The following is a 16,527-nucleotide window of genomic DNA, read 5'->3' on the forward strand; positions in this document are numbered from 1 at the left end:
CGGCTCAGCGGCCGTTCGCCGTCGGCTGGCGGCAGATCAGGAGCAGCGCGCGGTCGTCGTTGACGTCCTTGGCGACCGCCTCGATGAGGTGCCAGGCGGCGCCCTGGAAGCCGCCGCCCACATAGCGGTCGGCCTCGCCGGTGAGCCGGTCGATGCCCTCAACGATGTCCCGGTCGGAGGTCTCCACCAGTCCGTCGGTGAACAGCATCAGCACGTCACCGGGGCGCAGCGAGCCCTTCACGGGGTCGAACTGGGCGCCGTCGTACACCCCGAGCAGCGGCCCCTCGGCGGCCTTCTCCTCCCAGCGCCCGCTGCCCGCGCTGAGCTGGAGCCCCGGCGGGTGTCCGGCGGAGTACAGCTCGTAGTCCCCGGAGTCCAGGTCCAGGACCAGATGGATGGAGGTGGCGAAGCCCTCCTCCCATTCCTGGCGGAGGAGGTAGCCGTTGGCCGCCGGGAGGAAGGCGTGCGGCGGGAGGGAGCCCAGCAGGCCGCCGAAGGCGCCGGACAGCAGCAGGGCGCGCGAGCCGGCGTCCATGCCCTTGCCGGACACGTCGGTGAGCACGACCTCCAGCGTCCGGCCGCCGTTCGTGCGGGCGGCGACGACGAAGTCGCCGGAGAAGGACTGGCCGCCCGCCGGGCGCAGCGCCATCTCGTGGTGCCAGCCCTGCGGCAGCTTCGGCAGCTTGCTCTGCACCCGGATCCGCTCGCGCAGGTCGAAGAGCATGGTGCCGCCGCGCCGCCAGGGCACGCCGACCCGGCTGCGGAACTGCGCGGTGAGCAGCCCGAAGAAGCCGCAGGCGGCCACCACCAGGACCACGCCCGGGGTGACCCGGGAGGGGCCCTCGGTGTACGGGCCGAGCTGTACCGACTCCACGATCAGCGCGGTGGCCGCCGCCGCGTACAGGCCGAGCAGGCTCGCCGGGCGCAGCAGCAGACCGCCGGCGACGATCGGCAGCACCAGGGTGGCCGGGGAGCACCACACGGAGTCGAGGAGGGTCATGGTCGCGAGGACCGGGATCATCAGCAGCAGTCCGGCGAAGGCGATCCAGTCGGAGCCGTCCCCGCGGAAGTAGTCCACGGCGCTTCTGCGCAGCCCGACGCGGGCCCGGTGCCACTGCATCTTCCACCGGGCCGTGAACGTCTCGGCCTTCGAGCGCCGCTGTCGTCCTGCTGCCATCAGTTCGCGACCCTATCCAGCGGACCCGCTGCTTGGCACGGGAGGTCCCACTTGTCCCCCCTGTGGGATTCCACTTCGCCGTCCGTCGGCCGGGTTCCGGCGGGCCGGGCCGGGGCGAAAATCACTGGCTCGCCCCCCTTCGCCCTGGTAGGCATGGCACATGGGGACTGAGAGCGCGACCGAGTTGAAGACCCTGCGTCCGGAGGAGTTCGACCAGTGGTGGGACCACCTGGTCCGCGCGTTCGGCGGCGGACCGGCCTCCGCCGAGGAACGGGAACTGGACAGATCACTCACCGAGTTCGACCGTTCCCTGGCCGCCTGGGACGGGGACGTGCTCGTCGGCACGTCCGGGGCCTTCAGCTTCCGGATGACCGTGCCGGGCGGGGCGGTGGTGCCCACCGCCGGCGTGACCATGGTCAGCGTGGCCGCGACGCACCGGCGGCGCGGGGTGCTGACGTCGATGATGCGGCGGCTGATGGACGACGCGCGCGCCAAGGGCGAGCCGCTGGCCGCGCTGTTCGCCTCCGAGCCCGCGATCTACGGCCGCTTCGGGTACGGCGCGGCGACCCCCCAGCTCATCGCCGAGATCGACACCGGCAGGGTGACCCTGGAGGTGCCCGAGGGCACCGACGGGGTGCGCGTGCGCTACGCGGCGCCCGCGGACGTCCTGGCGGAGTGCGAGGCGGTGTACGCGGCCCTGGTGCCCCGGCGCCCGGGCATGCTGGCGCGGCAGCCCGGCTGGGAGCGGGCCGCGCTGGTCGACCCGGAGAGCGAGCGGGAGGGCGCGTCGGCGCTGCAGTGCGTGGTCGCCGAACGGGACGGTGAGATCACCGGGTACGCGCGCTTCCGTACGAAGATGGTCTGGGGGCGGAGCGGGCACGACGGCACGGTGACCCTGGAGGACCTGGCCGCGCTGGACCCGGCGAGCGAGGCGGCGCTGTGGCGTTTCCTGTTCGGCGTCGACCTGATGACGACGCTGAAGATGCGGGCGCGGCCGGTCGACGACGCCTGGCAGTACCTGGTCTCCGACATCCGCCGCTGCCTGCCGCAGCAGCGGGACGCCGGGTACGTCCGGCTGGTGGACGTGGGAGCGGCCCTGTCGGCCCGTACGTATCTGACGCCCGTGGACGTCGTGTTCGAGGTCGAGGACGCCTTCTGTCCGTGGAACGCGGGGCGTTGGCGGCTGACCGGCGACCCGAAGGGCGCGTCCTGCGAGCGGACGACCGACGCGGCCGACGTCGCCCTGTCCGTGCGGGAGTTGGGCGCGGCGTATCTGGGCGGGGTGACCCTGCTGTCGCTGGCGACGGCCGGGCGGGTGCGGGAGCTGCGGCCGGGGGCGCTGACGGAGGCGTCGGTGGCGTTCAGCTCACCGGTGGCCCCGTGGCTGCCCCACGGCTTCTAGGCCGGCGCTTCCGGCGGGTCAGGGGCCCGGTCAGCGTTTCTGGCAGGTCGGGCACCAGAAGAGGTTGCGGGCGGCGAGGCCGGCGATGTGGATCCCGTCGCCGCAGATGTGGCAGGGCAGGTTCGCCCGGCGGTACACGTACACCTCGCCGCCGTGGTCGTCGACGCGGGGCGGGCGGCCCATGGCCTCGGGGGTGTGCTCCGGGCGGACGGTGTCGATCCGGTTGTTCCGGACGCCCTCCCGCATCAGCGCGACCAGGTCGGCCCAGATCGCGTCCCACTCGGCCGGGGTGATGTCCCGGCCCGCGCGGTAGGGGTCGATGCCGTGCCGGAACAGCACCTCGGCGCGGTAGACGTTGCCGACGCCGGCCACGATCTTCTGGTCCATGAGCAGCGCGGCGATCGTCGTACGGCTGCGGGAGATCCTGCGGTAGGCCGCGCCCGGGTCGGCGTCCGCGCGCAGCGGGTCGGGGCCGAGCCGGTCGTGGATCGCCCGCTTCTCGGCGTCCGTGATCAGGGCGCAGGTGGTGGGGCCGCGCAGATCGACGTACGACGTGTCGTTGGCGAGCCGGAGCCGGACGGTGTCGGCCGGCGGGGGCGCCGGGGCGTCCCCGAAGCCGACCTTGCCGAACAGGCCGAGGTGGATGTGGACCCAGTCGCCGTCCCGGAAGCCCAGGAAGAGGTGCTTGCCGTGGGCTTCCGTGGCGGTCGGCTCGGTACCGTCCAGCAGGGCGGCGGCGTCGGAGAACTTGCCCTGGGGGCTGGTGACGCGGGCGGCCCGGCCCACGAAGCGCTCGGCGTAGTCCCGGGCCAGCCGGTGGATCGTGTGCCCCTCTGGCACGGGTCCCTGTTCCTTCCCGCCCCCTGGGGGCTCAGTCCTGCTGCGGGTGGTGGGCCGGGATGGGCGGCAGGTCGCCCGTGGTCTCGTACGCCGACAGCATGTCGATGCGGCGGATGTGACGCTCGTCACTGGAGAACGGGGTGTTGAGGAAGACCTCGACGAACTTGGTCGCCTCCTCCGTGCTGTGCATGCGCGCGCCCACGGCCACCACGTTGGCGTCGTTGTGCTGCCGGCCGAGCGTCGCCGTCTCCTCGCTCCAGGCCAGCGCCGCGCGCACGCCCTTCACCTTGTTCGCGGCGATCTGCTCGCCGTTGCCGGAGCCGCCGATGACGATGCCGAGGGCGTCCGGGTCCGCGGCCGTCCGCTCCGCGGCGCGGAGGCAGAAGGGCGGGTAGTCGTCCTGGGCGTCGTAGATGTGCGGCCCGCAGTCGACGGGCTCGTGGCCGGCGGCCTTCAGCCACTCGACGAGGTGGTTCTTGAGTTCGTAGCCCGCATGGTCGGAGCCGATATACACGCGCATGCCACGAGTGTGACACGCCCGTATCGGGGCAGCAGCCCCAGGGTGTCGGCGGGCACCCGTGGCGGAAATTGTGAGGCAGGCCATAGATCCTCAAGGGAACCTCAAGTAACGATACGGATTCAGAGGTTCCCGAATTCGTTCACCTCGGATTCACTGGACCGACTCGTACACCGCTCGTGCGGGCAGCTCTACCTGGCGCAAAGGAAATCCGTCCATGACCTCTGGTTCGGGCCTCCAAGCAGGACTGAAAAACCGCCACCTTTCGATGATCGCGATCGGCGGCGTCATCGGAGCCGGCCTCTTCGTCGGTTCCAAAGCCGGTATCGCCACCGCGGGACCCGGCATCCTCCTGTCCTACGCCCTCGTCGGCACGCTCGTCGTACTCGTGATGCGCATGCTCGGCGAGATGTCCGCCGCCAATCCGACCTCCGGCTCGTTCTCGGCGCACGCCGACCGCGCGCTGGGCCGCTGGGCCGGGTTCTCCATCGGCTGGCTCTACTGGTTCTTCTGGGTCGTCGTGCTCGCCGTCGAGGCGACCGCCGGTGCCCAGATCCTCGAAGGCTGGGTCCCGGCCGTCCCGCAATGGGCCTGGGCACTCATCGTGATGATCGTGCTGACCGCGACCAACCTGGTCTCCGTCGGCTCCTACGGCGAGTTCGAGTTCTGGTTCGCCGGCATCAAGGTGGTAGCGATCGGCGCGTTCATCGTCGTCGGCCTGCTGGCCATCTTCGGCGTCCTGCCGGGCGTGGACGCCGACAAGGCGAGCTTCGGCAACCTGACCTCGCACGGCGGGTTCCTGCCGCACGGTCCGGGATCGATCCTCACCGGTGTGCTGCTGGTCGTCTTCTCCTTCATGGGCAGCGAGATCGCCACGCTGGCGGCCGGCGAGTCCGAGGACCCGCAGCGCGCGGTCACCAAGTCCACCAACAGCATCATCTGGCGGATCGGCGTCTTCTACCTGGGCTCGATCCTCGTCGTGGTCTCGCTGCTGCCGTGGGACGACGCCTCCATCGCGAAGGACGGCTCCTACGTCGCCGCGCTGAACTCGCTGGGCATCGCGCACGCCGGTCAGATCATGAACTTCATCGTGCTGACCTCGGTGCTGTCCTGTCTGAACTCCGGCCTGTACACGGCCTCCCGCATGGCCTTCTCGCTCGGCGAGCGGGGCGACGCGCCGAAGGCGTTCGCGCGGGTCAACGGCCGGGGTGTGCCGATGACGGCGATCCTCGCGTCGGTGGTGTTCGGCTTCGTCGCCGTCTTCTTCAACTACCTGTCCCCGGACAAGATCTTCCTCTTCCTCGTCAACTCCTCCGGCGCGGTGGCCCTGTTCGTGTGGCTGGTCATCTGCTTCTCGCAGCTGCGCATGCGGAAGATCATCCAGCGCGAGGCGCCGGAGAAGCTCGTCGTGCGGATGTGGCTGTACCCGTACCTGACCTGGGCGACGGCCGCGCTGATCGTGTTCGTGCTCGGCTACATGCTGACCGACACCGAGCACGACGGCCGCGAGACCGTGCTGCTGTCGCTGCTGGTCGCGGCGGTCGTGCTGGTGATCGCCGTGGTGAAGGAGCGGATCCGGGCGGGCCGCCCGGCACCCGCCGCCGAGGCCCCGGCCGACAAGGTGTCCGTCGGCTGATCCGGCACCGGCCCGGCAGGCCGCACGACCTGGCCGCATAACCTGACGGAAGCTGTCAGGTTATGCGGCCATGCTGCGTTCCATGACGCACACGGACCAGCGCACCGGCCTGACCCTCCTCCGCCCCGGCGACGTCGGCTACGACGACGAACTCGCCGCCTTCCAGCTCGGCTTCGTCCAGCGGCCCGACGTGATCGCGCCCGCCCGCACGGCGGAGGACGTGGTGGCCGCCGTGCGGTACGCCGCCGAGCGCGGCCTGCCCGTGGGTGTCCAGGCCACCGGGCACGGTTTGCCCGGCGGTTACGAGGGCGGGCTGTTGGTGACGACGAAGCGACTGGACGGGATCACCGTCGACCCCGAGGCGCGTACGGTCCGGGTGCGGGCCGGGGTGCGCTGGGGGCAGGTGGTCCGGGCGGCCGAACCGTACGGGCTGGCGCCCCTCAACGGTTCCGCGCCGGGCGTGGGCGCGGTGTCGTACACCCTGGGCGGTGGGCTCGGCATCCTGGCCCGCGAGTTCGGCTACGCGGCCGACCACGTGCGGTGGCTGGAGCTCGTCACCGCCGACGGCACGCTCCGCCGGGTCACCCCGGACTCCGACCCGGACCTGTACTGGGCGCTGCTCGGCGCCGGCCAGAACCTCGGCGTCGTCACCGAGCTGGAGATCGGGCTCGTCCCGGTGCGGACGCTGTACGGCGGCTCGCTCGCCTTCGACGGGCGGACGGTGGACCCGGCGGCCGCGCTGCGGGCGTACGAGGCCTGGACGCGAACCGTGCCGGACGGGCTGACCTCGTCCTTCGCGGCCGTCCCGTACCCGGACGTGCCCGCGCTGCCGCCGCATCTGCGCGGCACGTACGTGGTCTCGGTCCGGGTCGCCCACACGGGTCCCGGCGGCGCGGACATCGTCGCCTCGCTGCGGGAGATCGGCCCGGTGCTGTCGGACTCGCTGCGCGAGATGCCGTACGCCGAGAGCCACACCATCCACAGCGACCCGGACTTCCCGCACGCCTACTACGGGGACAGCGCGGTGCTGCGGGAGCTGGACGTCGAGCGGTCCGGGGAGCTGCTGCGGCGGACCGGTCCGGCGGCGGACCTGATGTGTGTCGTGCAGGTCAACCACCTGGGCGGGGCGCTCGCGCGGCCGGCGCCGAACGCGGTGCCGTACCGGGAGGGGCGGTTCCTGGTGCGGGTGCTGACGGTCGGGGACCGGAAGCGGGCGCGGACCGTGCTGGACCCGGTGTTCGCGCTGCTGGCCGACGACACGCTCGGCCGGTCGCTCAACTTCGCCTTCGGCGCGGGCGACCGGGGTGCGGGGCTGTACGACGCCGAGACGCGCAAGAGGCTCGCCCGGGTGAAGGAGACCCACGACCCGGCGAACCTCTTCCGCAGGAACTACGGCGTCAGTCCTTGTTGACCAGCTTCCAGGCGGTGGGCAGCGCGCCCATCGCCAGCGCGGCCTTGAGGGCGTCACCGATCAGGAAGGGCGTGAGGCCGGCCGCGATCGCCTGGGACGCGGACAGGTGGGCGGCCAGGGCGAGGTAGGGGACGCCGACGGCGTAGACGACGGCCTCGCCGAGGATCATCGTGCCGGCCATGCGCAGCGGGGAGCGGTCGGCGCCGCGGCGGGCCAGGGCGCCGACGAGGGCGGAGGCGAGCAGCATGCCGAGGACGTAGCCGAAGGAGACCATGCCCGCGCCGGAGGTGCCCTGCGCGAACCACGGCACGCCCGCCACACCGGCGACCGCGTACAGCGCGAGGGAGAGGAAGCCGCGGCGCGCGCCGAGCGTGGTGCCGACGAGCAGCGCGGCGAAGGTCTGGCCGGTCACCGGCACCGGGGAGCCGGGCACGGGCACGGAGAGCTGGGCCGCGAGACCGGTGAGCACCGCGCCGCCGACGACGAGGGCGACGTCACGGACGCGGGACGCGGGCAGCAGGTCGGCGAGAACGGCGCCGGGGCGGGCGGTGGCGGTGGCGGTGCTCATGGGGACTCCGCGGGTGACGGGGACATGCTGGGACAGGGTGACGCTATCCGAGCGGGCCGCGGCCGATCACCGTCAGCGCCCGACAAAGGGCGGAACGAGAGCTTCGTGGGCTCCGGACAAAGAGTGCCGGTTACACGAGTCCGGGCGTGACACTGATCACTGAGGCAGGGACGTTTCGCTCACGTGGAGCGGGTGCTGACGAAACTGTGCGGTCTCACCAAACGAACCCTGGTCGTCTGGTCGGATTCATTCCTCCTGCCCTACCCTTCAGCCATGGTTGCCCAGGCCCGCCATCTCACCTCGCGTCGCTACGTCGATCTGCGACGCCAGGGCACGGCCACCTGTCGCCGTCCGGGATAGGGGCGGGCCGTCCGGCACGCCTCACCCTCTCCGAGCCTCCGAGACGTGTCGACCCCGCTCCCGAGGACGGTCCTCCATGCCCCGTACCGCCGTTCCCACCCTGCCCTCGCCCGTGCCGCGCGCCGCCGACAGCGACCGGCGGCGCACCAGCGCCAGTGTCGTACTGCGCTCCGTGCTGGAGCACGGCCCGGTGGCGCGCAGCACCATCGCCCGGCTGACCGGGCTGTCCCCCGCGTCGGTGACCGAGCACTGCGCCCGGCTCGCCGAGCGGGGCCTGATCCGGGAGTCGGCCGCGCCCCGCCGCTCGAACGGGGTCGGCCGGCCGCACGTGCCTGTCGACCTGGACGACAGCTGCTTTCTGGTCGCCGGTGTGCACGTGGCCGTGCCGTACACCACGGTGGCGCTGCTGGACCTGCGGGGCCGGGTGGTGGCCCGGCGGGAGCTGCGGCACGAACGGACCGACCCGGCCTGGGTGGTGGCGCGGGCGGCCGAGGGCCTCGCGGGGCTGCTCGCCGGGGTGCCGGGCCGGTGCCCGCTGGGGGTCGGGGTGGCGGTCGGCGGCTGGGTGGACCGGGAGACGGGCACCGTGGTCGAGCACGAGCTGCTGGGCTGGCGGGACGTGCCGGTGCGGGAGCTGCTCGGCGCCCGCATCGGCCTGCCGGTCCAGGTGGACGGGCACGCGCGGGCCCTGGTGCACGGGGAGCGGCTGTTCGGGCGGGCCCGGGGCAGCCGGAGCGTGCTGCACCTGTTCGTCGGCAACGTGGTGGACGCCGCCTTCGCCACCCACGACGAGGTGCACTACGGCCCCCGGTCCGCGGCCGGCGCGATCGCCCATCTGCCGGTGCCGGGCGGCACCGAACCGTGCGCGTGCGGCCGTACCGGCTGCCTCCAGGCGGAGCTGAGCGAGCGGACGTTGTGCCGGCGGGCGCGGGCGGCCGGGTTGGCCGACTCGGCCGACCCGATGCGTGTGGTGGCCGCGGCGACGGGCGCGGACCCGGTGGCCCGGCGGCTGCTGGTGGAGCGGGCGCGTGCGACCGGGCGCGCGGCCGGGCTGCTGCTGGACGTGCTGAACCCGGAGACGGTCGTCGTCACCGAGGTCGGTGTCATCCATGTCGAGGGCTGCCTCGACGCGTTCCGGGACGCGGTCGGTCCGGCGCGTTCCACCGCTGTCCTCCCGACGAGTTTCCCGGATTCCGTGCTGGCGGTGGCGGGCGGGTCCGTCGTACTGGACGCGTTGTTCCGGGATCCGCTGGGCGCGTCACCTGAAGGTATTTAATTCAGAAACTCGGAATGTTGACAGGGGTCCAGCGCGGCCGGGAACATCCTGGTCATGAGCCCCCTCACGAGCTGTCGCACTCTCTGTTGCTGACATGTTGCCGCGCATGAAGCGCGTGTTTCCCACTGCGTGAGTCCTCTTCCTCCGGCCTGCTTCCCCCGGAATTCCTCCTGCTTTTCTCTTCTTTTTCTCCTGGGAGTCCTCCCATGCACCGTCGTGCCTTTCTCACCTCCGTGTTCGGCGCGTCCGCCGCCGTCGCCGGACTGTCCGGCTGCGCGCGGGGCGACGCCGCCGCCGACACCCGTGGTGCCGCCACCGAACCGCTCGCCCACAAGGTCCCGGCCGGCACCAGCCTGAAGATCGCCTCCTACCTGGGCCAGCAGCAGCTCCAGTTCAGGCTGGCGAAGCTGCCCGGACTGCCGTTCAAGGTGTCCGACTGGGTGAACATCGGGGCGGGCCCAGACGTGATCAACGCGTTCCGCGCCCGGTCCCTGGACCTCTCCAACAACGCCGGCATCCCGCCGATCCAGGCCCACTACCAGGGCTTCGACGCGAAGATCGTGGCGATCGACATCACCCGCAAGCCCAACTACCTGTTCGCCACCAGGCCCGGCAGCGACATCCGCGCGGTCGCGGACTTCAAGGGCAGGAAGCTCGCCTTCTCGCAGGGCCAGGCCCAGGGTGTCGTGCTGCTGCGGGCGCTGAAGAAGGCGGGCCTGGCCTACGACGAGGTGAAGCTGGTCCCGCTGACCAGCAACCAGTTCTTCACCGCCCTCCAGTCCGGGCAGGTGGACGTGGCCCCGCTCGCCATCAACCAGGCGCCCGCGTACCTGAAGCAGTACGCGTCCAAGGGTGCCCGCTCCATCCCCACCGACGTCGTCGACCTGCTCAACCTGCTGTGGGCGCCGCAGTCCGTGCTGAACGACCCGGCGAAGGCCGCGGCGATCGCCGCCTACATCCCGCAGTGGGCCAAGGGCCAGGTGTGGCAGTACGAGCACCCGGACGTGTGGAACGAGGAGTTCTACGTCAAGACGCAGAACCTGACCCCCGCCCAGGCGCGGGGCATCACCGAGCTGGCCAACAAGCCGCTGTTCCCGCCCAGCTGGGACGAGGCGGTCACGTGGGAGCAGGAGACCGCCGATCTGCTCGCCGAGGGCGGCTTCGTGAAGAAGTTCGACGTGTCCTCGCTCTTCGACCACCGCTTCGAGTCCCTCGCCGCCGAGGCCGTACCCGAGGAGTACCGGAGGTGACCGCCGTGACCACGACGACCGCCGTTCCCCGGACCGCCGCCGGGGACCTCCCCCAGGTCCGCCGGCGCCGCCGGCTCTCCCCCGGCCGCCGGCTGCCCGCCGCCCGGCTCATCGGCCCGCTGGTGCTGTTCGCCGTGTGGGCCGCCGCCTCGGCCGCCGGAGCGCTGGACCCGGGGGCGATCCCCGCGCCCTGGACCGTCCTGCGCACCGCCGGCCGCCTGTGGACCGACGGCACCCTGCCCACCGATGTGCTGACCTCCCTCCAGCGGGCCGGCTACGGCTTCGCGATCGGCCTGAGCGCCGGGGTGCTGCTCGCCCTCGCGTCCGGTCTGAGCCGGGCCGGGGAGGCACTGATCGACGGGACGGTGCAGCTCAACCGGGCGATCCCCACCCTCGGTCTGATCCCGCTGTTCATCCTCTGGCTGGGCATCGGCGAGACCTTCAAGATCGCCATCATCGCGATCGTCGTCTACGTCCCGGTCTACCTGAACACGCACGCCGCGCTGTCCGGCATCGACAGCCGCTTCGTCGAACTCGCCGAGGTGCAGGGCCTGTCCAGGCTCACCTTCGTCCGCCAGGTGGTGATCCCCGGCGCGCTGCCCGGATTCTTCGTGGGACTCCGGCTCGGCGTGACCGGCTCCTGGCTGGGCCTGGTGGTCCTGGAGCAGATCAACGCCACCAGCGGTCTCGGCTACCTGATGTTCCAGGCGCAGAACTACGGCCAGACCGACGTCATCCTGGTCGGCCTGCTGATCTACGGCGTGTTCGGCCTGGTCTCCGACAGCGTGGTCCGCCTGATCGAACGGAGGGTGCTGTCATGGCGCCGCACACTGAGCAACTGACTCGCCCCGCCGTCCGGCTGCGCGAGCTGACCCGGTCGTTCGCGGACCGTACCGTCCTCGACGGCATCGACCTCGATCTGCCCGCCGGACAGTTCACGGCCCTGCTCGGGCACAGCGGCTCCGGCAAGTCGACCCTGCTGCGGGCGGTCGCCGGGCTCGATCACGGCGTGGCCGGCAGCGGGCGGCTCACCGCGCCCGAGCGTGTGTCGGTGGTGTTCCAGGACTCACGGCTGCTGCCCTGGCGCCGGGTGCTGGACAACGTCCTGCTGGGCCTGGACGGCAAGGACGCCGTCGAACGCGGCCGGGCCGCCCTGGCGGAGGTCGGCCTCGCGGGCCGGGAGCGGGCCTGGCCGGGGGAACTGTCCGGCGGCGAGGCACAGCGGGCGGCGCTGGCCCGCTCCCTGGTCCGCGAACCGGAGCTGCTGCTGGCGGACGAACCGTTCGGGGCACTGGACGCCCTCACCCGGATCAGGATGCACCACCTGCTGCGCGAGCTGTGGACGCGCCACCGGCCGTCCGTCCTGCTCGTCACCCACGACGTGGACGAGGCGATCGTGCTCGCCGACCGGGTCCTCGTCCTGGACCGGGGCCGGATCGGCCTCGACCTGACCATCGACCGTCCCCACCCGCGCTCCTACCGCGAGCCGCTGCTGGGCGAGTACCGCGAGCGGCTGCTGGCCGCCCTCGGTGTCACGGAGGACCACCGGTGACCGCAAGACAGCTCCACCTGAACGCGTTCCTGATGAACACCGGCCACCACGAGGCGTCCTGGCGGCTTCCCGAGAGCGACCCGTACGCCCATGTGGAGCTGAGCCACTACGTCCGGCTCGCCCGGACCGCCGAACGCGGCACCTTCGACTCGCTCTTCCTCGCCGACGGCCCCCAGCTGTGGAGCAACCTCGCCCAGCGGCCGGCCGGCGCGCTGGAACCGCTCACCCTGCTGACCGCGCTGGCGACGGCCACCGAGCACATCGGCCTGATCGCCACCGCGTCCACCTCCTACAACTCCCCGTACAACCTGGCCCGCAGGTTCGCCTCGCTGGACATCGTCAGCGGCGGCCGGGCCGGCTGGAACGTCGTCACCACCGCGGGCAAGGAGGCCGCCCGCAACTTCGGGCTCGACGAGGAGCCCCCGCACGCGGAGCGGTACGCGCGCGCCGCCGAGTTCCTGGACGTGGCCCTCAAGCTGTGGGACAGCTGGGAGGACGACGCGATCGTCGCCGACAAGGCGGCCGGCGTCTGGGGCGACGACACCAAGATCCACCCGCCCCGGCACCGGGGGACCTACTTCAGCGTCGCCGGCCCGCTCAACGTGCCGCGCACCCCGCAGGGATACCCGCTGCTGGTCCAGGCCGGGTCCTCCGAGGACGGCAAGGCCTTCGCCGCCCGGTACGCCGAGGCGGTGTTCACCGCCCAGCAGACCCTCGCCGGCGCCCAGGCCTTCTACGCCGACCTCAAGTCCCGGGCCGCACGGGCAGGCCGGGACCCCGGGCACCTGAAGGTGCTGCCCGGGATCGTCCCGGTGCTCGGGTCGACGGAGGCCGAGGCACGGGCCGCCGAACGGCTGCTGGAGGACCACATCGTGTACGAGCACGGCGTGGACCGCCTGGAGAACCTGCTGCGCCTCCCGGCGGGCACCCTGGAGCTGGACGGCCCGCTGCCCGCCGATCTGCCGCCCGAGTCCGCCATCGAGGGCGCCAAGAGCCGCTACACGCTCGTCGTGGAGCTGGCCCGGCGTGACCGGCTCACCGTCCGGGAGCTCATCGGCCGGCTCGGCGGCGGACGCGGGCACCTCACCTTCGCCGGGACACCCGAGCAGGTCGCCGACCGGATCGAAACCTGGTTCACGCGCGGCGCCGCCGACGGTTTCAACGTCATGCCGGCCGTGCTGCCCTCCGGCCTGGACGCCTTCGTCGAGCACGTCGTACCGCGCTTGCGCGCCCGCGGCCTGTTCCGCGCCGAGTACGGGCCCCGGCAGACCCTCCGGGAGCGCTACGGCCTCCCCCGCCCCGCCAACCAGTACCTGAGCCCCGCCTTCAGCTGAGAGGAACCCCGATGTCCATCGAGATCACCAAGGTCACCGCCCGCATCGGCGCACGCGTCTTCGGCGTCGACATCACCCGGCCGCTGGCCCCGGAGGAGGTCACCGCGATCCGTGCGGCCCTCGACGTCCACAAGGCGCTCGTCTTCGACGCCGACGGCCTGGACGACGCCGGCCAGCAGGCCTTCGCCCGCCACTTCGGCGACCTGACCACGGCGCACCCGACGGTCGGCGCGGTCGACGGCGCCCCGCACGTGCTTCCGGTCGACAGCGAGCGGGGCCGCGCCAACCACTGGCACACGGACGTCACCTTCGTCCTCAACCCGCCGCAGGCCAGCACCCTGCGCTCGCTCACCGTCCCGCCGTACGGCGGCGAGACACTGATCGCCAACGCGGCGGCGGCCTACCGCGACCTGCCCGAGCCGCTGCGCCGCCTGGCCGACACCCTGTGGGCGGAACACACGAACGACTACGACTACGCGGTGCCGGACGAGGAGATCGACGAGGCGCGGGCGGCCCAGCGCGCCCAGTTCACCTCCATCCGGTACCGCACCGCCCACCCCGTGGTCCGCGTCCATCCGCTCACCGGCGAACGCGGGCTGTTCATCGGCGGGTTCGCGCAGCGGATCGTCGGCCTGTCGGCGGGCGAGTCCCGCAAGGTTCTGGACCTGCTCCAGGCGTACGTCACCCGCCCGGAGAACGTGCTGCGCCACCGCTGGTCGGAGCACCAGCTGGTCCTGTTCGACAACCGCATCACCCAGCACTACGCCATCGACAACTACGACGGTCTGCCGCGCCGTCTGCACCGGGTGACCGTCGCCGGGGACGTCCCGGTCGGCATCGAGGGCAAGGAGAGCTACGCGATCGAGGGCGACGCGTCGCACTACACGCCCGTGGCCGCGTAACCGGGAATTCACCCTGCGTACGCCGGGTGTCCGGATAATGGGCGGCCCTGTCGTGTGAGCGGACGGGCCGCCCACACTGGCGGGGTTTTTGCCCGCCTATTGCACTGGGAGAGCCGCCTCCATGCCCAGCAGCACGACCTCGGAGACGCCGCCGCAGCAGCGGGCGGACGCCTCCCTCTCCCACGGCCTCAAGCAGCGCCACCTGTCGATGATCGCCCTGGGCGGGGTGATCGGCGCGGGCCTCTTCGTCGGCTCCGGCGCGGGCATCGCCGCCGCCGGCCCGTCGATCGTGATCGCCTACACCCTGTCCGGCGTCCTGGTGATGCTGGTGATGCGGATGCTCGGCGAGATGTCGGCCGCCTACCCGTCCTCGGGTTCCTTCTCCGCGCACGCCGAGCGGGCGATCGGCCCCTGGGCGGGCTTCGCGGCGGGCTGGTCCTTCTGGGTCCTGCTCTGTACGGCGGTGGGCCTGGAGGGCATCGGCGCCGCGAAGATCGTCCAGGGCTGGCTGCCGGGCACCCCGCAGTGGATGTGGGTCGCGCTGTTCATGGTCGTCTTCTGCGGGGCGAACCTGGCCGCGGTGAAGAACTTCGGCGAGTTCGAGTTCTGGTTCGCCGCGCTGAAGGTGGGTGCGATCAGCCTGTTCCTGATCCTGGGCGGGCTGGCCATCGCGGGTGTGCTGCCCGGCACCGACTCCCCCGGCGCGTCGAACCTGACCGACTTCCTGCCGCACGGCAGCGAGGGCCTGCTGGTCGGCCTGCTCGCCTCGGTCTTCGCGTACGGCGGCTTGGAGACGGTCACCATCGCGGCGGCCGAGTCGGAGGACCCGGTGCGGGGCGTCGCCTCCGCCGTCCGCACGGCGATGTGGCGGATCGCCCTGTTCTACATCGGCTCCATGGCGGTCGTCGTCACCCTCGTCCCCTGGAGCTCCGCGGAGGTCGTGGCGAAGGGCCCGTACGTCGCCACCCTCGACCACCTGGGCATCCCCGGCGCGGGCCAGCTGATGAACGTGGTCGTCCTGGTCGCCCTGCTGTCCGCGATGAACGCCAACATCTACGGCTCCTCGCGCATCGCCTACTCGCTGGTCGAGCGCGGCCAGGGCCCCAAGGCGCTGGCCAGGCTGTCCGGCGGGGTACCGCGCGTCGCGGTCCTCACCTCCTGCTTCTTCGGCTTCGTGTGCGTGCTGCTCAGCTACTGGCGGCCGGACGACGTCTTCCCCTGGCTGCTGAACATGATCGGCGCGGTCATCCTGGTCGTCTGGATCTTCATCGCGGTCTCCCAGCTGCTGCTGCGCCGCCGCATCGAACGCGAGGCGCCGGAGAAGCTGGTCGTCCGCATGTGGGGCTTCCCGTGGCTGACCTGGGTCGCCCTGGCCGGCATGGCGGCGATCTTCGTCCTGATGGCCCGCGAGCCGGACACCCGCATCCAGCTGTACTCGACGGGCGGGATGACGCTGGCCCTGGCGGCGGTGGGGTACGCCTGGCAGCGGGCGCGGGCCAGGAGCTGACCACCCCCGCCCCGGGCGAGGCCCCCACGTGCGACACGTGGGGGCCTTTCTGTTGTTCCGATGTTGTTGTTGCTAGCGTGTAGTTGCAAGTTACTTGCAACAAGGTTCCGGAGGGGATCACCCATGCCCGTCTACACGCTGCCCGACCTGCCCTACGACTACGCGGCGCTCGCGCCCGTGATCAGCCCCGAGATCATCGAGCTGCACCACGACAAGCACCACGCGGCCTATGTGAAGGGCGCGAACGACACGCTGGAGCAGCTCGCCGAGGCGCGGGACAAGGAGTCGTGGGGCTCGATCAACGGCCTGGAGAAGAACCTGGCGTTCCACCTGTCCGGGCACATCCTCCACTCGATCTACTGGCAGAACATGACGGGCCCGAAGGACGGCGGCGGGGAGCCGCTGGCCGCCGACGGCGTGGGCGAACTGGCCGAGGCGATCAAGGAGTCCTTCGGCTCCTTCGCCGCCTTCAGGACCCAGTTGTCCAAGGCCGCCGCCACCACCCAGGGTTCGGGGTGGGGCGTCCTCGCCCATGAGCCGCTGAGCGGGCGGCTGGTCGTGGAGCAGGTCTACGACCACCAGGGCAACGTCGGCCAGGGCTCCACCCCGATCCTGGTCTTCGACGCCTGGGAGCACGCCTTCTACCTCCAGTACCGCAACCAGAAGGTCGACTTCATCGAGGCCATGTGGCAGGTCGTCGACTGGCAGGACGTGGCGAAGCGGTACGAGGCGGCGAAGTCCCGCGCGAACGTGCTGCTCCTGGCCCCCTGAGAACGTCCTGCCTCGTGATCGTCT

The 16,527-nt window shown here is 71.9% G+C and carries 15 protein-coding genes; 11 read left to right on the forward strand and 4 right to left on the reverse strand.

All coding sequences use genetic code 11. The features are described from left to right. Positions 1-4: 4 nt before the first annotated feature. Complete coding sequence (locus OO52_RS24165) at positions 5-1,177, reverse strand: PP2C family protein-serine/threonine phosphatase (protein WP_030648680.1); 1,173 nt, start codon at positions 1,175-1,177, stop codon at positions 5-7. A gap of 160 nt (positions 1,178-1,337) precedes the next feature. Here OO52_RS24165 and OO52_RS24170 point away from each other — a divergent pair, with 160 nt between their 5' ends. Continuing rightward, a complete protein-coding gene (locus OO52_RS24170; RefSeq protein ID WP_030648683.1) occupies positions 1,338-2,579 on the forward strand; it encodes a GNAT family N-acetyltransferase in 1,242 nt (413 codons plus the stop codon). Between the two features lie 30 nt (positions 2,580-2,609). Here OO52_RS24170 and OO52_RS24175 read toward each other — a convergent pair whose 3' ends face one another. Next, the gene (locus OO52_RS24175) at positions 2,610-3,419 is read right to left on the reverse strand and encodes an Fpg/Nei family DNA glycosylase (protein WP_030648686.1); all 810 of its coding nucleotides are present in this window, start codon (positions 3,417-3,419) and stop codon (positions 2,610-2,612) included. A 31-nt stretch (positions 3,420-3,450) separates the two neighbouring features. Beyond that, complete coding sequence (locus OO52_RS24180) at positions 3,451-3,939, reverse strand: ribose-5-phosphate isomerase (RefSeq protein WP_030648689.1); 489 nt, start codon at positions 3,937-3,939, stop codon at positions 3,451-3,453. Between the two features lie 214 nt (positions 3,940-4,153). On the opposite strand from OO52_RS24180, the gene OO52_RS24185 reads away from it, so the two are divergent. Next, positions 4,154-5,572, forward strand: a complete 1,419-nt coding sequence (locus tag OO52_RS24185; protein WP_030648693.1) for an amino acid permease — start codon at positions 4,154-4,156, stop codon at positions 5,570-5,572. An 82-nt stretch (positions 5,573-5,654) separates the two neighbouring features. Next, positions 5,655-6,983: an FAD-binding oxidoreductase gene (locus OO52_RS24190; protein WP_030648696.1), complete on the forward strand. Its 1,329-nt coding sequence runs from the start codon at positions 5,655-5,657 to the stop codon at positions 6,981-6,983. Here OO52_RS24190 and OO52_RS24195 read toward each other — a convergent pair. Continuing rightward, a complete protein-coding gene (locus OO52_RS24195) occupies positions 6,970-7,551 on the reverse strand; it encodes a biotin transporter BioY (RefSeq protein ID WP_030648699.1) in 582 nt (193 codons plus the stop codon). The genes OO52_RS24190 and OO52_RS24195 overlap by 14 nt on opposite strands. Positions 7,552-7,987: 436 nt before the next feature. On the opposite strand from OO52_RS24195, the gene OO52_RS24200 reads away from it, so the two are divergent. The 8 genes from OO52_RS24200 to OO52_RS24235 all read left to right on the forward strand — a co-directional run bounded on the left by OO52_RS24200 (position 7,988) and on the right by OO52_RS24235 (position 16,503). Continuing rightward, positions 7,988-9,187 carry an ROK family transcriptional regulator gene (locus OO52_RS24200; protein ID WP_030648702.1) on the forward strand — a complete coding sequence of 400 codons (1,200 nt, stop codon included), beginning with the start codon at positions 7,988-7,990 and terminating at the stop codon, positions 9,185-9,187. Between the two features lie 206 nt (positions 9,188-9,393). Continuing rightward, positions 9,394-10,437, forward strand: coding sequence for an ABC transporter substrate-binding protein (locus OO52_RS24205; protein WP_030648706.1), 1,044 nt, complete (start codon positions 9,394-9,396; stop codon positions 10,435-10,437). Continuing rightward, positions 10,434-11,279 carry an ABC transporter permease gene (locus OO52_RS24210; protein ID WP_030648709.1) on the forward strand — a complete coding sequence of 282 codons (846 nt, stop codon included), beginning with the start codon at positions 10,434-10,436 and terminating at the stop codon, positions 11,277-11,279. Before OO52_RS24205 ends, OO52_RS24210 begins: the two co-directional genes overlap by 4 nt. Next, entirely contained in the window at positions 11,255-11,989 is a 735-nt protein-coding gene (locus tag OO52_RS24215) for an ABC transporter ATP-binding protein (RefSeq protein ID WP_030648713.1), read from the forward strand. Before OO52_RS24210 ends, OO52_RS24215 begins: the two co-directional genes overlap by 25 nt. Beyond that, a complete protein-coding gene (locus OO52_RS24220) occupies positions 11,986-13,323 on the forward strand; it encodes an LLM class flavin-dependent oxidoreductase (protein WP_030648718.1) in 1,338 nt (445 codons plus the stop codon). The genes OO52_RS24215 and OO52_RS24220 overlap by 4 nt, the downstream gene beginning before the upstream one ends. 11 nt (positions 13,324-13,334) lie before the next feature. Beyond that, positions 13,335-14,225, forward strand: coding sequence for a TauD/TfdA dioxygenase family protein (locus OO52_RS24225; RefSeq protein ID WP_030648720.1), 891 nt, complete (start codon positions 13,335-13,337; stop codon positions 14,223-14,225). Between the two features lie 121 nt (positions 14,226-14,346). Continuing rightward, positions 14,347-15,732, forward strand: a complete 1,386-nt coding sequence (locus OO52_RS24230; protein WP_030648724.1) for an amino acid permease — start codon at positions 14,347-14,349, stop codon at positions 15,730-15,732. 123 nt (positions 15,733-15,855) lie between these two features. Then, the gene (locus OO52_RS24235; protein ID WP_030648726.1) at positions 15,856-16,503 is read left to right on the forward strand and encodes a superoxide dismutase; all 648 of its coding nucleotides are present in this window, start codon (positions 15,856-15,858) and stop codon (positions 16,501-16,503) included. The last annotated feature ends 24 nt before the right edge of the window (positions 16,504-16,527 follow it).

The sequence above is a fragment of the Streptomyces flaveolus genome, from assembly GCF_000716535.1.
In the GTDB taxonomy this organism is placed as follows: domain Bacteria; phylum Actinomycetota; class Actinomycetes; order Streptomycetales; family Streptomycetaceae; genus Streptomyces; species Streptomyces flaveolus_A.